A 15,829-nucleotide genomic window follows, 5' to 3' on the forward strand; every position below is an offset into this window, starting at 1 on the left:
ATATTCGACAGGAGCACTCTTTAGGCCATCGCCGGGGCCATTTGACGGCCACGAGACAAACTCAAGCCGCCGATGGTCACGACCAGGAAAACAGCGGCAGCCAGCCACCAGCCTACGGCACCTGTAATCAAAGCCTGCCCAATCAAGCCCGCCTGAATAACGTAATACACCATGGGTATCAGGGTCTTGCGCACAATCTCCCCTTCCCGTCCCAACATGCCTACCACGGCGCCCGCGGCCACAACGTTATGCACACAAATCATATTGCCAGCCGCACCACCGACTGCCTGCAGAGCCACGACGATAGCGGACTGATCCACACTCAGGCCAATTTGCTGAGCTGTCGAGAACTGGAAGTACGAGAACATCATATTGCTGACCGTATTGGAGCCAGCAATAAAGGCGCCCAAGCTGCCTACCCAGGGTGAAATTGTTGGCCATGCTTGACCGGCAGCCGCCGCCGCACCTTGCGCCAGGACCAACGGCATGCTGGCAATCGAACCATCAGCAGCGGCTGAATTGATGAACACTTGCACCATCGGCACCGCCAGCAACAAGGCGGGAGCAGCACTGGCCATCGTGCCAAGCGATTGCTTGACCCCTTGCATATACTGCTGACCACTCATGCGGAAGATGGCAATACATGCCAGGGAAACCAGGATCAAGATCGCGCCCGGCGAAAACAACAACTGTACCGACGTTGCAATATTCGTACCGAACAACGCCTCAATCCTGATCGTCGTAGACGGACCGGTCAGCCAGGCTTTCACGGCAGGAACTGTACGGGTAAAAATCAACAGCAACACAACAAGCACGTAAGGCGAAAAGGCTCTCAGCACGGAAAAAGTCTGCTTGGTTTCAACATTGTCCATGACGACCGTGCCCAGCCAATGGGAAGGCCACTGACTGCGGTCCGGGAAATCAAACGTCTTGGACGGCACAAACCACCCCTTACGTGCCGCAGTCACGACAATCACCAGCCCCACCATCGCGCCCAACATGGATGGGAACTCCGGCCCCAAAACAACCGCGATCAAGTAATAAGGAACAGTGAAGGCAACACCGGCAAACAAGGCAAATTTCCAGGCGCCAAAGCCTTCCGTAAAGGAGCGACGTTCGCCAAAAAAGCGCGTCAACAAGCCACACAGCAGCAGAGGAATCACAAAGCCAGTCATGGCATGAATCAATGCCACGTTCTCGACAATCTGCTGCAAATACTCCAGAGGCTGCATAGGAGCAATAGCCGCGGCTACATCAAGTTTGTTATCGACCCCCGAGCGCACACCAACCAGCATGGGCGTACCCACAGCCCCAAACGAAACCGGTGTGGACTGAATAACCAAAACCGACATCACCGCCGCCATGGCCGGAAAACCCAACGCCAGCAGTAAAGGGGCACCGACCGCAGACGGTGTACCAAAACCGGATGAACCCTCAATCAAAGAGCCAAACAACCAGGCCACAATAATGACCTGTACGCGACGGTCAGGCGACACATCCATGAAGCCCTGGCGAATGGCTGCCAGCGCCCCACCTACCTTGAGTGTGTTCAGCAACAAGATGGCGCCAAAAACAATGAACAGCAAGGTCAAGGCGATGACCACTCCATTGACCGTGGCCGCAGCAATGACCTCGGCCTGACTGCCCCACACAAACAAGGCCAGCAAGGCTGTCACAATATAGGCCGTACCCATAGACAGCTTCGCCGAGCGCCCCAGCACCACCATCAACAAAAACACAACCAACAATGGCGCCAGCGCCATCAAGGTGTATAACAGACTCATCTCCAGTTCTCCTTCGTGTCGATAGCACGTTTTATGGAAAGAGAGGCTGCTAGCCCAAGCGCCAAGACCGGAATGCCAGCCTTAGCGTCGTGCAGCCCTTCCCCCTCTTGTTGTCGCTTGGAGAATGATAGCGGTATTACCACTTTTTAATTACCAGCATAAACCCTGATATTTTTAGCGTTTTTCTCCCTTATACTGACACCAAAAACAATAATTGGTCTTACCACTTTAGTTGATTTATGATTACCAACCCCAAAACCCGTCTATCAGACCAGATTACTGAAAAAATTATCCAGCTCATTCAGGAAGAGCAACTGCAGCCTGGCGACCGGATCCCCTCCGAGCGACAACTGGCTGAGCAGTTGGACGTATCGCGTGTGCCAATACGGGAAGCCCTACGCACGCTCTGTTCACAGGGTGTCTTGTTTACCCGCCAAGGTGGCGGCACCTTCGTACAGAAAAGCGACTTGATCAATTGGCCCGCCCAGGCCATCGCTCCCTTGGAACAGCTTATTAGCCAGGACCCCTTGTATCGCTACGATGTTCTGGAGGCTCGCCGAGCCTTGGAAGCCAGCACGGTATGGCACGCTGCCATGCGGGCCACACAAACGGATAAAAAGCGGATCAAGCAATGCTTTGACATCATGGTGGAGCACCAACAAAACCAGGACACCGAGCTATCGGCCCGCGCTGATGCCCATTTCCACCTGGCCATTGCCCAAGCATCTCACAACGTGGTGCTCTTGCAGATCATGAATGGCCTGTTTCAACTCGTCTTTTCCACCGTCAAGGAAAACCGTCGTGCCATGTTCGAGTTCGACAATGCACGCGAAGTAGAGGTATTGACCCAGCAGCATGAGGCCGTGATGAACGCTATTTTGGAAGGTAATGCCGATCTGGCCCGTGATCAGATCAACAAGCACCTGGATCATGTACAGGCCAAAGTCCGACAGTCGGAAGAAAATAATGCCCGCGAGCAGCGGCTCTCCCGTTTCAACCACCAGTTCCTACAGCCCTGAACCCTTATCTGCACAGGATACGGTTTATCAAGAGCCTGTCTGAGCAGCGGCCCAATACCGAAACACACGGACGAAAAAAAAGTGCACCACATATTGGTGCACTTGCGTAAAACCAGGGGCTCAGTCAACACAATGACGAATGGTACCCGGATTGATCCAGGCCCCTTTGAGCCCACCGTTATTAACGCTGATCAGGTACGTCGCGCTGAGTTTGACCCACGTACAACTGACGTGGACGGCCGATCTTGTAATCTGGATCGGACAGCATTTCGTTCCACTGAGCAATCCAGCCTACGGTACGAGCCAGGGCGAAGATAGCGGTGAACAAGGATGTTGGGATGCCGATAGCGCGCTGAACGATACCCGAGTAGAAGTCTACGTTGGGGTACAGCTTGCGTTCGACGAAGTATGGATCTTCCAGAGCAATGCGCTCCAGTTCCATGGCCAGCTTGAACAGAGGATCGTTCTCCAGGCCCAGGGCTTCCAGAACTTCCTTGCAGGTTTCTTGCATCAGCTTGGCGCGTGGGTCGTAGTTCTTGTAGACACGGTGACCAAAGCCCATCAGGCGCACGCCCGAGTTCTTGTCCTTGACCTTCTCCATGAACTCGCCAACCTTGTCGATGCCGCCGTTGGCTTGCAACTCTTCCAGCATGTTCAGGCAAGCTTCGTTTGCACCACCGTGGGCAGGACCCCACAAGCAAGCAACACCCGCAGCGATCGCAGCGAAAGGATTGGTACCCGACGAACCGCACAGGCGCACGGTGGAGGTGGAGGCGTTTTGTTCGTGATCTGCATGCAGGATGAAGATACGGTCCAGAGCGCGCTCAACCACTTCGTTGACCTTGTAGTCTTCGCAAGGGGTCGCGAACATCATGCGCAAGAAGTTGCCGGTGTAGGACAAATCATTCTTGGGATAGATGAAAGGCTGTCCCAAAGAATACTTGTACGCCATCGCAACCAGAGTAGGCAGCTTGGCGATCAAGCGGATAGCCGACACATGACGGTGATGAGGATTCGTGATGTCCGTGGAATCATGGTAGAACGCCGACAGGGCACCAACCAGACCGGTCAGTATGGCCATGGGGTGAGCGTCCGGACGGAAGCCACGCAGGAAGTGCTGCATCTGTTCCTGAACCATGGTGTGGTTCGTGACCAGGGAATCAAATTCCTGCTTCTGATCTGCGTTGGGCAAGTCGCCGTTCAGGATCAAGTAGCACACATCCATGAAATCGCACTTTTGCGCCAACTGGTCGATCGGGTAGCCACGGTACATCAACTGGCCCTTGTCGCCGTCAATGTAGGTGATACCGGATTCGCAAGCCGCCGTCGCCATAAAGCCGGGGTCATAGGTAAACATACCTGTCTGACCGTAGAGCTTACGGATATCGATCACGTCCGGACCTACGGTGCCCTTGTGTACAGGGAACTCAACCGAAGGGCTACCGTCGGAGAAGGATAGCGTGGCTTTTTTATCTGACAATTCCATCACTTTTTTCCTCAATGGTTATAGCTTTCGCATAATGTCTACTAGTCGCTGAATGTCCGGTGTGGCGTACTGCCCTTCTGGCTCGGAGCGAGCCAGAAGGACATCCAGCAAAACTGTATCGTCCATTTCGAACAAGCGGGTCAGGGCCGAGACGTCCTGATCAGTCAGCTCGTTTTCGTATTGATCCAGAAAACGGGTGATCATCAAGTCGTTTTCAAGCAAGCCCCGGCGCGCACGCCAACGCAGGCGTGCACGCTCCAATTCCGTCAATGTTCTCATCGGTACATACCCACCTTTTTAGATACCGCGACGCACCAGCATTTCTTTGATCTTGCCGATGGCATGCGACGGGTTCAGTCCTTTTGGACAGACGTCCGTACAATTCATGATCGTGTGGCAGCGGAACAAGCGGTATGGATCTTCCAGATTGTCCAGGCGCTCACCCGTTGCTTCGTCACGCGAGTCAGCAATGAAACGATAGGCTTGCAACAAACCAGCAGGACCGACGAACTTGTCGGGGTTCCACCAGAACGATGGGCAAGAGGTCGAGCAGCAGGCGCACAGAATGCACTCGTACAGACCATCGAGCTCCTCGCGGGCCTCAGGCGTTTGCAAACGCTCTTTCTCGGGAGGAGGAGCATCGTTGATCAGGAACGGCTTGACCGAATGGTACTGATCGAAGAAGTGGGTCATGTCCACGATCAGGTCACGGATAACCGGCAGACCTGGCAGTGGGCGCAGAACCACAGGCTCTTTCAAGTCGCGCATGTTGGTGGTGCAGGCCAGACCGTTCTTGCCATTGATGTTCATGGCATCGGAACCGCACACACCTTCACGGCAGGAGCGACGCAGCGCCAGGCTGTCGTCCATGTCGTTTTTAATGCGCAGGATCGCATCGAGCAGCATCTTGTCGGTCGGTTCCAACTCGACTTCGATCTTTTGCATGTAGGGACGCTCGTCCTTGTCAGGATCGTAGCGGTAGATTTCAAATTTGACCTTACGTTTTTGGCTCATGTCAGTATCCTGCTTAGAAAGTCCGAGGCTTGGGCGGAACGGTTTCGGCCGTCAGTGGCTTCATCTGGACAGGTTTGTAGTCCAGCTTGCTGCCTTCCGAATACCACAAGGTGTGACGCAGCCAGTTTTCGTCGTCACGTTCTGGGTGGTCGTTCAGAGCATGAGCGCCGCGACTTTCAGTACGATTGGCGGCCGACTTCGTGGTAGCACGAGCCACTTCGATCATGTTGGCCACTTCCAGAGCTTCAATACGGGCGGTATTGAACACCTTGGACTTGTCTTTGAAGTAAATATCCTTAACTTCGGGAACCAGGGATTCGATCTGGTCGACACCCTTGTGCAACAGATCCAGGGTACGGAACACACCGCAGTGAGCCTGCATGGCCACACGGATCTTGTTGCCCACGTCCTGTGCCTTCTCGCCCGAGGTACGGGATTCCAGACGGTTGACGCGGTCCAGCGAGTACTCGATGGAGGACTCGTTGATTTCCTGGTGAGCGTGCGTTTTCTCGGGGTGAGAATCCACAATGTGGTTGCCCGCGGCGCGACCGAACACGATCAGGTCCAGCAGGGAATTCGTACCCAGACGGTTGGCACCATGCACAGACGTAGCAGCACATTCACCGATGGCGTACAGACCGTTGACAACCTTGCTCTCGCCCGTTGGCGTTTGGGTCACAACCTGACCGTAGTAGTTCGTGGGAATACCGCCCATCTGGTAGTGAATGGTGGGGACCACAGGGATTGGGTCTTTGATCGGGTCCACGTTACCGAACTTGATCGCGATTTCGCGAATCGAGGGCAAACGCTTCTTGATGACGTCAGCGCCCAGGTGATCCAGTTTCAGAACCACGTAGCTACCGTCGCCACAACCGCGACCTTCCTTGATCTCCTGGTCCATGGAACGGGACACGAAGTCGCGTGGGGCCAAGTCTTTCAGGGTGGGAGCATAACGCTCCATGAAACGCTCACCGTCTTTATTGAGCAAGATACCGCCTTCACCGCGCACGCCTTCGGTAATCAGCACGCCAGCACCCGCCACACCAGTGGGGTGGAATTGCCAGAATTCCATATCCTGCAAAGGCAGACCGGCACGAGCAGCCATACCCAGGCCGTCACCCGTGTTGATGAAGGCGTTGGTGGAAGCAGCCCAGATACGGCCAGCACCGCCGGTCGCCAGCACCACGCGCTTGCCTTCCAGAACGTAGATTTCGCCGGTTTCCATTTCCAGAGCGGTTACACCCAGAACGTCGCCCGCTTCGTTACGCAGCAGATCCAGAGCCATCCATTCCACGAAGAACTGGGTACGGGCAGCTACGTTACGCTGGTACAGAGTGTGCAACATGGCATGGCCGGTACGGTCAGCAGCAGCACAGGCACGTTGAACCGGCTTTTCACCAAAGTTGGCGGTGTGGCCACCAAATGGACGCTGGTAAATCGTACCGTCCTGGTTACGGTCAAACGGCATACCGAAGTGCTCGAGCTCGTACACAGCATGTGGAGCTTCACGGCACATGAATTCGATGGCGTCCTGGTCGCCCAGCCAGTCCGAACCTTTAACGGTGTCGTACATGTGCCAGTACCAGTGGTCCTCGCTCATGTTGCCCAGGGAAGCACTGACGCCGCCCTGAGCCGCCACAGTGTGGGAGCGGGTTGGGAACACCTTGCTGAGCACGGCCACGGACAAGCCAGCCTGAGCCAATTGCAGGGAACAACGCATACCGGCGCCACCGGCACCGACCACCACTACGTCAAACTGACGGCGGGGCAAAGATTTTGTGATGGAAGCCACGGTTTAGAGACTCCAGATAATTTTTGCAAAAAAGACGACACTGGCAACCAGCCACAGCAAGGTCAACACTTGCAGGAACAAGCGCAGGCCAGCAGGCTTGACGTAGTCCATCCAGATGTCACGCACACCGATCCAGGCGTGCCAGGACAAAGACAGGAAGAACAAGGTTGCCAGCAACTGACCCAAAGGCAGGGAGCCGACCGTGAACGAGAACAGGCCGCGCCAGGTCTCGAAATTCAGTTCACTGCTAAACAGAATGCCGCCGATGATGACCAAGGTGTAGATGGCCATGATGACTGCGGTGACACGTTGTGCCAGAAAATCCAAGGTCCCGTAATGGGCGCCCACGACCAGACGGTGTGCGCCGATGCGTTCACGATTAGCCATTACCACACCCCAAACAGTTTCAAACCAAACACAACGGTCAGCGCCAAGCTAACCCCGAACACCAGACCGGCCGATTTCTTGGCGGACTCTTTGTCGTTACCCAGGTGCAGGTCCAGTGTCAGATAGCGGATACCGGCACAGAAATGGTGCAGGTAGCCCCAGATCAGGACCAGAAGAATCAGCTTACAGACGGGGTTGTCGACGTAGCTGCGCAAGGTCTCGAAAGACTCTGGAGAGCTGACGCTCAAAGAGAACAGTGGCAATAAAACGAGCGGCAGGCAAAGAAACAGCAATGCACCACTGACACGATGCAAAATCGACGATTTTGCAGCCAGGGGCATGCGGTAGCTCAATATCTGCGGCAAGCTGACATTGCGATACTGCGGACGCTGCTTGGGTGCGGTATCAGACATGATGGCCTCGAAGTAGATAAAAAAAAGTCATAAAATTTTTAACCTTGGTATTTTCACCTATTTGACACTACGGTGCAGTATCAAATACGTATGCCGCCGAACTAGCTGAGCGTGTTTCGGTAATGAAAGCGCTCCGTCAGGTACAAACCCCGGCGCAACTCCATCGGTCGATCACCATAGGTATAGGACACGCGTTCCACGTGCAAAAGCGGTGAACCAGCTTCCACCAGCAAGACCGAGGCAGCCTCCTCGGTGGCGCTGACAGCACCGATCTTTTCATCGGCACGCACCATGCTCACGCCAAACTTGCTCTCGAACCAGGCATACATCGGGCCCCTGTTCTGCTCGACGGCTTCCAGGGTCAGCCCCTTGAAGACAGAGCCAGGAAGCCAGATGTCGTCATAAATGGTCGGGGCCTGATCAAAAGACAGAACACGGCGCAGGTTCACCACCATATCGGAAGTGCGCAAATCCAGTAGCACGGCTACATCCGTAGGTGCTTTCATGCGGCGCACATCCAGGATACGGCTTTGGGAAGCAACGGGCTTGCCATCGTCCGGGGCCAGGCGCAAAAAACGAAAGCGCACACGAGCCTCGTGATGGGTAGCGACAAAAGTACCCTTGCCCTGGCGACGAATCAGGAGATTGTCGGCAGCCAGCTCGTCAATGGCCTTGCGCACCGTCCCCTGGCTGACCTGAAAACGGGCGGCCAGTTCCAGTTCACTGGGGATGGCCTCGCCGGGCTTCCACTCGCCACGATCCAGCCCCTGCAGCAACAACGCCTTGATCTGTTGGTACAGAGGGCTATAGGCAGCGCCAGGAGCGGACTTTTCGATTTCCTGGGCGCGTAGCGGCGGCACGTTATCAGACATGGGGCTCATAAAAAATGCGCGATCAATACAGCCTGCGGCGCGCATTTGTTCATAAAATAGACAGTGCACTAATTTTCGCATGCCCGGCCCCGAATGTCTAACGCTCTTATGTCTTATATAAGATATAAGACGTTTGACGGCGCTATCGTTTTGGTCTAGTCTGCGCAGTGAAAAAAGAGGCTTTTTCTCTTGCGAAAAACCGTTTTCCACGCCAGCCGCCCGGTCTGCAAAAGATTTAAACTGTGTTTTTCGTCACCGTCTTCAAACCCAAAAACGGAGTCATACTCTCATGTCCAAACCCGCAATGCGCGTCGCTGTTACCGGCGCTGCTGGCCAGATTGGCTACGCCCTGCTGTTTCGCATCGCTTCCGGCGAAATGCTGGGCAAAGACCAGCCTGTGATCCTGCAGTTGCTGGAGCTTCCCGACGAGAAAGCCCAGAAGGCCCTGAAGGGCGTCATGATGGAACTGGACGACTGCGCCTTCCCGCTGCTGCAAGGCATGTCCGCCCACAGCGACCCTGAAACCGCCTTCAAAGATGTTGATGTCGCCCTGCTGGTCGGTGCCCGTCCTCGTGGCCCAGGCATGGAGCGTAAAGACCTGCTGGCCTTCAACGCCCAGATCTTCACCGCCCAAGGCCGCGCCCTGAACAAAGTGGCCAGCCGTGACGTCAAGGTTCTGGTTGTCGGCAACCCGGCCAACACCAACGCCTACATCGCCATGAAGTCCGCTCCTGATCTGCCAGCAAAGAACTTCACCGCCATGCTGCGCCTGGACCACAACCGCGCCCTGTCGCAGTTGGCCACCAAGTCCGGCAAGGCTGTTGCTGATATCGAAAACCTGATCGTTTGGGGCAACCACTCGCCCACCATGTACCCAGATACCCGTTTCGCTACCGTGAACGGCGAGAAAATCGACGCGATCATCAACGATCAGGCCTGGAACCGCGAAACCTTTATCCCCACCGTGGGCAAACGTGGTGCCGCCATTATCGAAGCCCGTGGCCTGTCCTCGGCTGCTTCGGCTGCCAACGCGGCCATCGACCACGTGCGTGACTGGGTCCTGGGTTCCAACGGCAAATGGGTCACCATGGGTGTTCCTTCGGACGGCTCCTACGGCATCCCCGAGGGCATCATCTACGGCGTGCCTGTCACCACCGAAAACGGTGAGTACAAGCGTGTTGAAGGTCTGGAGATCGACGCTTTCTCGCGTGAGCGTATGGACCACACCCTGAACGAGCTGCTGGAAGAGCGTGACGGTGTGAAAGACCTGCTGGGCTAATTAAGCCACCAGTGTCTGCAATCCCCGCCTGATCGGCGGGGATTTTTTTACCTGATACCTACCGTCTAATGGGTGAGACCTGACGCCTGATCCCTAACGTCTGCTGCTCGATGCTTAGTGCTTGATGCTGAATGCTGGAACTCAACACGTAAAACCAGGATCCTGCTATTAGCATCACGGCAGTACTGAGCACTCACTACTTGCGTTCTACAAGCTCTGCACAATACTAGCGTGAACCGCCCCCATCGCCTTTACCTTCCTGCAAAGCGGGTACATACACCACCATACGCAAATGGCGGCTCTCATCAATAATGAGCGAAGTTTGCTCTAACTCGCGCTGTTTTCCTTGCACCATCAAGGAAAGCCGCCCACCGCAAGGCGGTTGCACGTCGTGCTGCTCCCACCACTCCTTGAACTCTGGTGATACACATTTGAGTTCATCGGCCAGCCCATGAATATCCGTGCCTGCCGTTGCCCGGGCGAAGTCGCGGCGAAAACTGCACAACATCTCCAATGCCTGTGGCTCCCAGGGCATAAAGCGCGTGTGCAAAGCGGGGTTCGTAAACATCTGCCACAGCAAATTGCGCTGTCCCTCCGGATACGCACCAAAGCCCAGCAATTTATCCGCCAAAGTATTGAAACCCAGAACGTCCCAACGCAGATTCAAAACAAAAGCGGGATGAGGCACATCATGCATCAGGCGTCGCACCAAGGGCGGCAAGACACACCAGGTAATTCCTGGCTCGGCAGGCAGGCGCTCGTGCGCCAGCAAAAACAAGTGTCTACGTTCGGCCGCATCCAGTTTCAGAACCCGCGCCAAATTGTCCAGAAAGCTGGCCGACACCCCAATATCACGCCCTTGCTCCAGCCAGGTGTACCAGGTCAGCCCGACTCCCGCCAAAGCAGCAACTTCCTCACGACGCAGCCCCGGAGTCCGACGGCGCCCGCCGCTGGGCAGGCCCACCTCCTCGGGCAAGAGACGCTCACGACAGGCGCGCAAGAAGGCAGCCAGATCCGGACGCGTTCGTTCCAGCGTTCTCATGAGTGCACCCCCATTGCTTTTAGTAATAGCATAAATAGTTAAATTGTAATTGCTTAAAAAGAGTTCAAGAATACACAGGTTTTCACCTCAAGCACCTATCATGAACTCCAAGATTAACTCTCAAGACATCCACTCAGGGGCCACCCACACCCCGCCCTGGCTGGGCCTGTCGGTATTACTTCTGGCTGGTTTTGTCACTATTTTTGATCTGTTCGTCGTCAATGTCGCCATTCCCAATATCCAGAACCAGCTAGAGGCCAGCTTTAGCCAGATCGGCTTTATCGTGGCGGGCTACGAACTGGCTTTTGGCGTCCTGCTCATTACAGGCGGACGGCTAGGCGATTTATTTGGCCGACGCAGACTCTTTATCATCGGCATGGCAGGCTTTACGCTCGCCTCTGCCCTATGCGGTCTGGCGCCCAACGCTTTTTTTCTGATTATTGCCAGGGTATTGCAGGGCCTGGCTGCCGCCCTGCTCTTTCCCCAAGTGTATGCATCCATCCGGGTGAATTTTGAGGGCGATGACAGCCGCCGTGCCTTCGGCTTGCTGGGCATGACCCTGGGACTGGCCGCCATTGCCGGGCAAGTACTGGGAGGCTGGCTGGTTCATGCCGACCTGTTTGGCCTGGGTTGGCGCAGCATCTTCCTGATCAATATCCCCATAGGCCTGCTGGCCATTGCATCGGCCCGCTACATCCCTGAAACCCGCGCCCCGCACGGCCAAGGGCTAGATAGTACAGGCGTAGTCCTGATCAGCCTTGCCCTGAGCCTGCTACTGATCCCCCTGATCCAAAGCTCGGAGTACGGCTGGCCCGCCTCCAGCCTGGCCGCTCTGGCCGCCGCCGGCTTACTGTTCATCATTTTTTACAAGCAACAAGAAAGGCGCCGATGCGCAGGACACTCACCCTTGGTGGATATGCAGCTTCTGGCACAACCTCGTTTTGCCTTGGGAGTCCTGCTGGTCTTGCTGGTGTACTCCACCGCCAGCTCTTTTTTTCTGTGCTTTGCCCTTTTACTGCAAAGTGGGCTGGGCTTGAGCCCTTTCCATGCGGGCAGTATTTTCGCCCCTGCCAGCGTGGGCTTTGTCGCGGCCTCTCTCGGAGCACCTCGCCTTGTCACACGCTACGGCACTCGTGCGATTACGTTTGGCGCTATGGGCTACGCCGTATCGTTTGCCTGCTTGATCGGCCAGGTTGCCTGGGCAGGCGCACAAACAGAACCCGCCCATCTGATCCCTGCCTTAATCTTTCTGGGAGCCTGCCAAGGTTTGATCATGACCCCCTTGTTGAATCTGGTTCTGGGCTTTGTAAACGAAGATCAGGCAGGCATGGCGTCAGGTGTTGTTTCCAGTATCCAGCAGGTGGGGGCCGCCCTTGGGGTTGCCGTGGTTGGACTGCTCTTTACTGCAGGGCAACACTCGGGCGCTGCAGTGTCATCACTGGCTGAGCAATATGCCTCTGCCTTTGTGATAGGCATGAGCTACAACCTACTGGCCTCCGTACTGATCAGTTTTCTATTATTGGCTTTAAGCAAGACTCATCAACACGAACAAGATATCTGAAAACGGCTCTCTATGTGCCCCCTCCGGCACACAGGGGCCAACCTCACATTTTGCGCAACTTCCGCCATAAGGTGCTGCGACTAATCCCCAATTGCTGGGCGGCCAGGGCACGGTTACCCCTACACTCTTCCAGCACCTTGGCCAAATGCTTCTGTTCGTTGCGTTCTTGTTGATCACGTAGTGCAGGGATAGCAGGCGCTACCCCCCCCGCCCGCAGCTCCGGCGCAATATCTTCCAGCACCACAGCCTGATCGCCTTGCACTGTACCCAGGACCATCAAGCGTTCGATCAGATTTTCCAGCTCGCGGATATTACCGGGCCAGGTGTAGTGACGGCCCAGTTCCAGCAGCTCGGCCAGCCAATCCGGGTTCAGCGTCACGGCACCACCCAGACGCTGGGCCACTTTTGCCAGGAGATGCTCCACCAGTTCTGGCAAATCCTGTGTGCGCAAACGCAAGGGCGGCAAGCGCAGCACCAGAATGTTCAGGCGATAAAACAGGTCCTGACGGAACACGCCTTCTTTAACCTGCGCGGCCAGATCCCGGTGAGTGGCCGCAATCACACGCACATCCACCGGCGTGGGCTCAATCGCCCCGATACGCAGGACTTCTTTTTCTTGCAGCACCCGTAGCAAACGGGTTTGCAGTGGCAAGGGCATTTCCCCGATCTCATCCAGAAACAGGGTGCCGGTGTGAGCTGCTTCCACCAGCCCGACTTTGCCGCCCCGGCTGGAACCCGTGAAGGCACCCTCCACATAACCGAACAGCTCACTTTCCAGCAGACTGTCGGGGAAAGCCGCGCAGTTCACGGCCACAAAAGGTTGCGCGCGCCTGGCGCTGGCACTGTGTATTCCTTGAGCCAGCAGCTCCTTACCCGTGCCGCTCTCCCCAATAATCAGGGTCGTCGCCGTACTTTGTGCACAAGCCTGAGCCTGGGCACGCAGCTTGCGCATGAGCGAGCTCTGTCCCACCAGATCAGATAACTCGTACCGGGCATGACGCGATACCGCTTGCTGACTGCGGGAACGCAAGCTGCGGTCCAGTCGTTGAATCGCGGCCGGGTCCTGGCAGAGCAACACCGCCCCGCTCAAACGCCCCTGCTCCAGAATCGGCATGCGGGTGACAATTGCGGTACGGCCACCCACTTGTTGCACCGTATCCAACTGCACGTCCAGACTGCGCAGCGTGCCAGCCAGATCCAGCTCGGGATACAAGGAACCCAAACGGCGGCCAATCATGGCTTGAGCCGGTTGGCCCAACCAGGCTTCCATCGCCGGGTTCACGGTTTCAATACGTTCATCCCTGTCCACTGACACCACACCGTCACGCAACTGCGCCAGAATCGTATTCAAGCGATCCCGGCGAGCCGCTTCAGCACGAGCCACGCGGGCCAGTTCAATAGCGGACTCCAGGGCCTGTCGCACCGCTCCTTGTGAATACAGCAGCATGCCTTCCATCTGGTTCTCACGCGCCAGATCCACGACCAGGCCGGGTGCCAGCACCCACTCCACGCCCAGCTCTTTCAAATCCTGAACACAGCTACGGGCATCGGCCTCGCTGCGATAGCTGCGTAGCTCCACAGGCAGATCAAAACGCTGCACGAACTCCATCAGCTCCAGCGGCATTTCGCCGTAAGTCACCACGGCTTTACGCTCGGCCTGTGCCGAGGCCAAACTGCCCATGATGTCGAAGCCACCTGGATGGACCAACACCACCGGCAGGTCCAGATGTTCGCGCAAATAACTGCCGTTGGAACCGGCAGACACCAGCACATCAATCTCGCCTGTTTGTCGCAACACCTGCACAGCTTCTACGGCCTCGCCATAGGCTTTATCCACGATCAGGATTTCAGCCTGGGTGCGGAACTGCGGCACCAGTTCTTCCAGGAGAGAACGCAGTCCATGCAGGCCAAAGGCCACCAGACGCAGACGGGCAGGAGGGGAAGAAGGATAAGGCATACGGTTTCACCCAGGCATCAACAATGCGACGCTGTTTCAAATTACGTTTCAATATTGAAACACGAAACAGGAAAAGACAGTATTCGCAGAAAGGGATGATGACTACAAACCACGGAAGAACTCCCCTTCCTGGCTGGCTTCAGGCGTTTCATCATCCCCATAACTGAACTTGGCACAGCATTTGCTTTAATCAATTCAACCCATCGCAGCATTGCGCTGACGACATTTTCTTATCTTGTGATCTGGAGCCCCAAATGAGCCAAAACCAACTGACATCGGCAGGCGTCCGTTTCCGCCAGGCCCTGCGTGAAGAACAGCCTTTGCAAATCATCGGCGCCATCAACGCCAACCACGCTTTGTTGGCCCAACGCGCCGGCTACCGCGCTATTTACTTGTCGGGTGGCGGTGTCGCGGCTGGCTCTTTGGGCTTGCCTGATCTGGGCATCAATACGCTGGACGACGTGCTGACCGACATTCGTCGCATTACCGATGTGTGCGATCTGCCTTTGATGGTGGACATTGATACCGGCTTTGGTGCTTCGGCCTTCAACATCGCCCGTACCATCAAGAGTCTGATCAAGTTCGGCGCAGCCGCTTGCCACATTGAAGACCAGGTCGGTGCCAAGCGATGCGGCCACCGCCCCGGCAAAGAAATCGTCAGCACTGGCGAAATGGCCGACCGCGTGAAAGCCGCTGTTGATGCCCGTACCGATCCGGAGTTTTTCATCATGGCTCGTACGGATGCGATTGCCGTCGAAGGCGTGGACGCCGCTCTGGAACGTGCCCAGGCTTGCGTGGAAGCGGGTGCAGACGGCATTTTTGCTGAAGCCTGCTACGACCTGGACACCTACCGCCGTTTTACCGAAACGCTGAATGTGCCTGTGCTGGCGAACATTACCGAGTTCGGTCAAACCCCATTGTTCACCGTGGAAGAACTGGCGTCGGCCAATGTGGCCATGGTGCTCTACCCCCTGTCCGCCTTCCGCGCCATGAACAAGGCCGCAGAAACGGTCTACCAGGCGATCCGTCGTGACGGACATCAAAAAAATGTCATCGATTTGATGCAGACTCGTGAAGAACTGTACGATCGTATCGGCTACCATGCTTACGAGCAAAGCCTTGACAAGCTGTTCCAGAAAAACAAGAAGTCCTGAGCCACCACAGGCTCCCGCCCGGCCCGTTAACAGAGCTTTGGCGCGGATAAAACCCCATTCAGCAGCCAG

General features: G+C 56.0%; 14 protein-coding genes. 4 read left to right on the forward strand and 10 right to left on the reverse strand.

Annotated features, from left to right (window positions below; all coding sequences use genetic code 11):
• Window positions 1–20: 20 nt before the first annotated feature.
• A complete protein-coding gene (locus tag ACDI13_RS05130; RefSeq protein WP_316990827.1) occupies window positions 21–1,784 on the reverse strand; it encodes an L-lactate permease in 1,764 nt (587 codons plus the stop codon).
• Between the two features lie 239 nt (window positions 1,785–2,023).
• On the opposite strand from ACDI13_RS05130, the gene lldR reads away from it, so the two are divergent.
• On the forward strand, window positions 2,024–2,803 hold the full coding sequence (gene lldR, locus ACDI13_RS05135) for a transcriptional regulator LldR (RefSeq protein WP_316990826.1): 780 nt from the start codon (window positions 2,024–2,026) through the stop codon (window positions 2,801–2,803).
• A 181-nt stretch (window positions 2,804–2,984) separates the two neighbouring features.
• Here lldR and gltA read toward each other — a convergent pair whose 3' ends face one another.
• The 7 genes from gltA to ACDI13_RS05170 all read right to left on the reverse strand — a co-directional run bounded on the left by gltA (window position 2,985) and on the right by ACDI13_RS05170 (window position 8,776).
• Window positions 2,985–4,289 (reverse strand): citrate synthase, encoded by a 1,305-nt coding sequence (gltA, locus tag ACDI13_RS05140; protein ID WP_316990825.1) that lies wholly within the window; start codon window positions 4,287–4,289, stop codon window positions 2,985–2,987.
• A gap of 18 nt (window positions 4,290–4,307) precedes the next feature.
• Window positions 4,308–4,568, reverse strand: a complete 261-nt coding sequence (locus ACDI13_RS05145) for a succinate dehydrogenase assembly factor 2 (RefSeq protein ID WP_003802528.1) — start codon at window positions 4,566–4,568, stop codon at window positions 4,308–4,310.
• 18 nt (window positions 4,569–4,586) lie between these two features.
• Window positions 4,587–5,303: a succinate dehydrogenase iron-sulfur subunit gene (locus ACDI13_RS05150; RefSeq protein WP_094195948.1), complete on the reverse strand. Its 717-nt coding sequence runs from the start codon at window positions 5,301–5,303 to the stop codon at window positions 4,587–4,589.
• A 13-nt stretch (window positions 5,304–5,316) separates the two neighbouring features.
• The gene (gene sdhA, locus ACDI13_RS05155; protein ID WP_316990824.1) at window positions 5,317–7,095 is read right to left on the reverse strand and encodes a succinate dehydrogenase flavoprotein subunit; all 1,779 of its coding nucleotides are present in this window, start codon (window positions 7,093–7,095) and stop codon (window positions 5,317–5,319) included.
• Between the two features lie 3 nt (window positions 7,096–7,098).
• Window positions 7,099–7,482, reverse strand: coding sequence for a succinate dehydrogenase, hydrophobic membrane anchor protein (gene sdhD / locus ACDI13_RS05160; RefSeq protein ID WP_316990823.1), 384 nt, complete (start codon window positions 7,480–7,482; stop codon window positions 7,099–7,101).
• On the reverse strand, window positions 7,482–7,895 hold the full coding sequence (sdhC, locus tag ACDI13_RS05165) for a succinate dehydrogenase, cytochrome b556 subunit (RefSeq protein WP_094195945.1): 414 nt from the start codon (window positions 7,893–7,895) through the stop codon (window positions 7,482–7,484). Before sdhC ends, sdhD begins: the two co-directional genes overlap by 1 nt.
• 101 nt (window positions 7,896–7,996) lie before the next feature.
• Entirely contained in the window at window positions 7,997–8,776 is a 780-nt protein-coding gene (locus ACDI13_RS05170) for a GntR family transcriptional regulator (protein WP_372372830.1), read from the reverse strand.
• Window positions 8,777–9,056: 280 nt separating this feature from the next.
• On the opposite strand from ACDI13_RS05170, the gene ACDI13_RS05175 reads away from it, so the two are divergent.
• Window positions 9,057–10,046, forward strand: a complete 990-nt coding sequence (locus tag ACDI13_RS05175; RefSeq protein WP_316990821.1) for a malate dehydrogenase — start codon at window positions 9,057–9,059, stop codon at window positions 10,044–10,046.
• Between the two features lie 226 nt (window positions 10,047–10,272).
• On the opposite strand, the gene ACDI13_RS05180 is transcribed toward ACDI13_RS05175, so the two are convergent.
• A complete protein-coding gene (locus ACDI13_RS05180) occupies window positions 10,273–11,088 on the reverse strand; it encodes a helix-turn-helix transcriptional regulator (protein ID WP_316990820.1) in 816 nt (271 codons plus the stop codon).
• Between the two features lie 100 nt (window positions 11,089–11,188).
• On the opposite strand from ACDI13_RS05180, the gene ACDI13_RS05185 reads away from it, so the two are divergent.
• A complete protein-coding gene (locus tag ACDI13_RS05185) occupies window positions 11,189–12,649 on the forward strand; it encodes an MFS transporter (protein ID WP_316990819.1) in 1,461 nt (486 codons plus the stop codon).
• Window positions 12,650–12,692: 43 nt separating this feature from the next.
• Here ACDI13_RS05185 and prpR read toward each other — a convergent pair whose 3' ends face one another.
• Complete coding sequence (gene prpR / locus ACDI13_RS05190) at window positions 12,693–14,606, reverse strand: propionate catabolism operon regulatory protein PrpR (RefSeq protein ID WP_316990818.1); 1,914 nt, start codon at window positions 14,604–14,606, stop codon at window positions 12,693–12,695.
• Window positions 14,607–14,860: 254 nt separating this feature from the next.
• Here prpR and prpB point away from each other — a divergent pair, with 254 nt between their 5' ends.
• The gene (prpB, locus tag ACDI13_RS05195) at window positions 14,861–15,760 is read left to right on the forward strand and encodes a methylisocitrate lyase (RefSeq protein ID WP_316990817.1); all 900 of its coding nucleotides are present in this window, start codon (window positions 14,861–14,863) and stop codon (window positions 15,758–15,760) included.
• The last annotated feature ends 69 nt before the right edge of the window (window positions 15,761–15,829 follow it).

It is taken from the genome of Alcaligenes faecalis (assembly GCF_041521385.1).
GTDB lineage: Bacteria > Pseudomonadota > Gammaproteobacteria > Burkholderiales > Burkholderiaceae_B > Alcaligenes > Alcaligenes faecalis_E.

What these genes read in the sequence shown, in the direction of transcription:
- ACDI13_RS05145 (WP_003802528.1), bottom strand. Translation starts at nt 4,568, where the DNA reads ATGAGAACATTGACGGAATTGGAGCGTGCACGCCTGCGTTGGCGTGCG.
- lldR (WP_316990826.1), top strand. Translation starts at nt 2,024, where the DNA reads ATGATTACCAACCCCAAAACCCGTCTATCAGACCAGATTACTGAAAAA.
- prpB (WP_316990817.1), top strand. Translation starts at nt 14,861, where the DNA reads ATGAGCCAAAACCAACTGACATCGGCAGGCGTCCGTTTCCGCCAGGCC.
- sdhD (WP_316990823.1), bottom strand. Translation starts at nt 7,482, where the DNA reads ATGGCTAATCGTGAACGCATCGGCGCACACCGTCTGGTCGTGGGCGCC.
- ACDI13_RS05175 (WP_316990821.1), top strand. Translation starts at nt 9,057, where the DNA reads ATGTCCAAACCCGCAATGCGCGTCGCTGTTACCGGCGCTGCTGGCCAG.
- ACDI13_RS05185 (WP_316990819.1), top strand. Translation starts at nt 11,189, where the DNA reads ATGAACTCCAAGATTAACTCTCAAGACATCCACTCAGGGGCCACCCAC.
- prpR (WP_316990818.1), bottom strand. Translation starts at nt 14,606, where the DNA reads ATGCCTTATCCTTCTTCCCCTCCTGCCCGTCTGCGTCTGGTGGCCTTT.
- sdhC (WP_094195945.1), bottom strand. Translation starts at nt 7,895, where the DNA reads ATGTCTGATACCGCACCCAAGCAGCGTCCGCAGTATCGCAATGTCAGC.
- gltA (WP_316990825.1), bottom strand. Translation starts at nt 4,289, where the DNA reads ATGGAATTGTCAGATAAAAAAGCCACGCTATCCTTCTCCGACGGTAGC.
- ACDI13_RS05170 (WP_372372830.1), bottom strand. Translation starts at nt 8,776, where the DNA reads ATGAGCCCCATGTCTGATAACGTGCCGCCGCTACGCGCCCAGGAAATC.
- ACDI13_RS05130 (WP_316990827.1), bottom strand. Translation starts at nt 1,784, where the DNA reads ATGAGTCTGTTATACACCTTGATGGCGCTGGCGCCATTGTTGGTTGTG.
- ACDI13_RS05150 (WP_094195948.1), bottom strand. Translation starts at nt 5,303, where the DNA reads ATGAGCCAAAAACGTAAGGTCAAATTTGAAATCTACCGCTACGATCCT.
- ACDI13_RS05180 (WP_316990820.1), bottom strand. Translation starts at nt 11,088, where the DNA reads ATGAGAACGCTGGAACGAACGCGTCCGGATCTGGCTGCCTTCTTGCGC.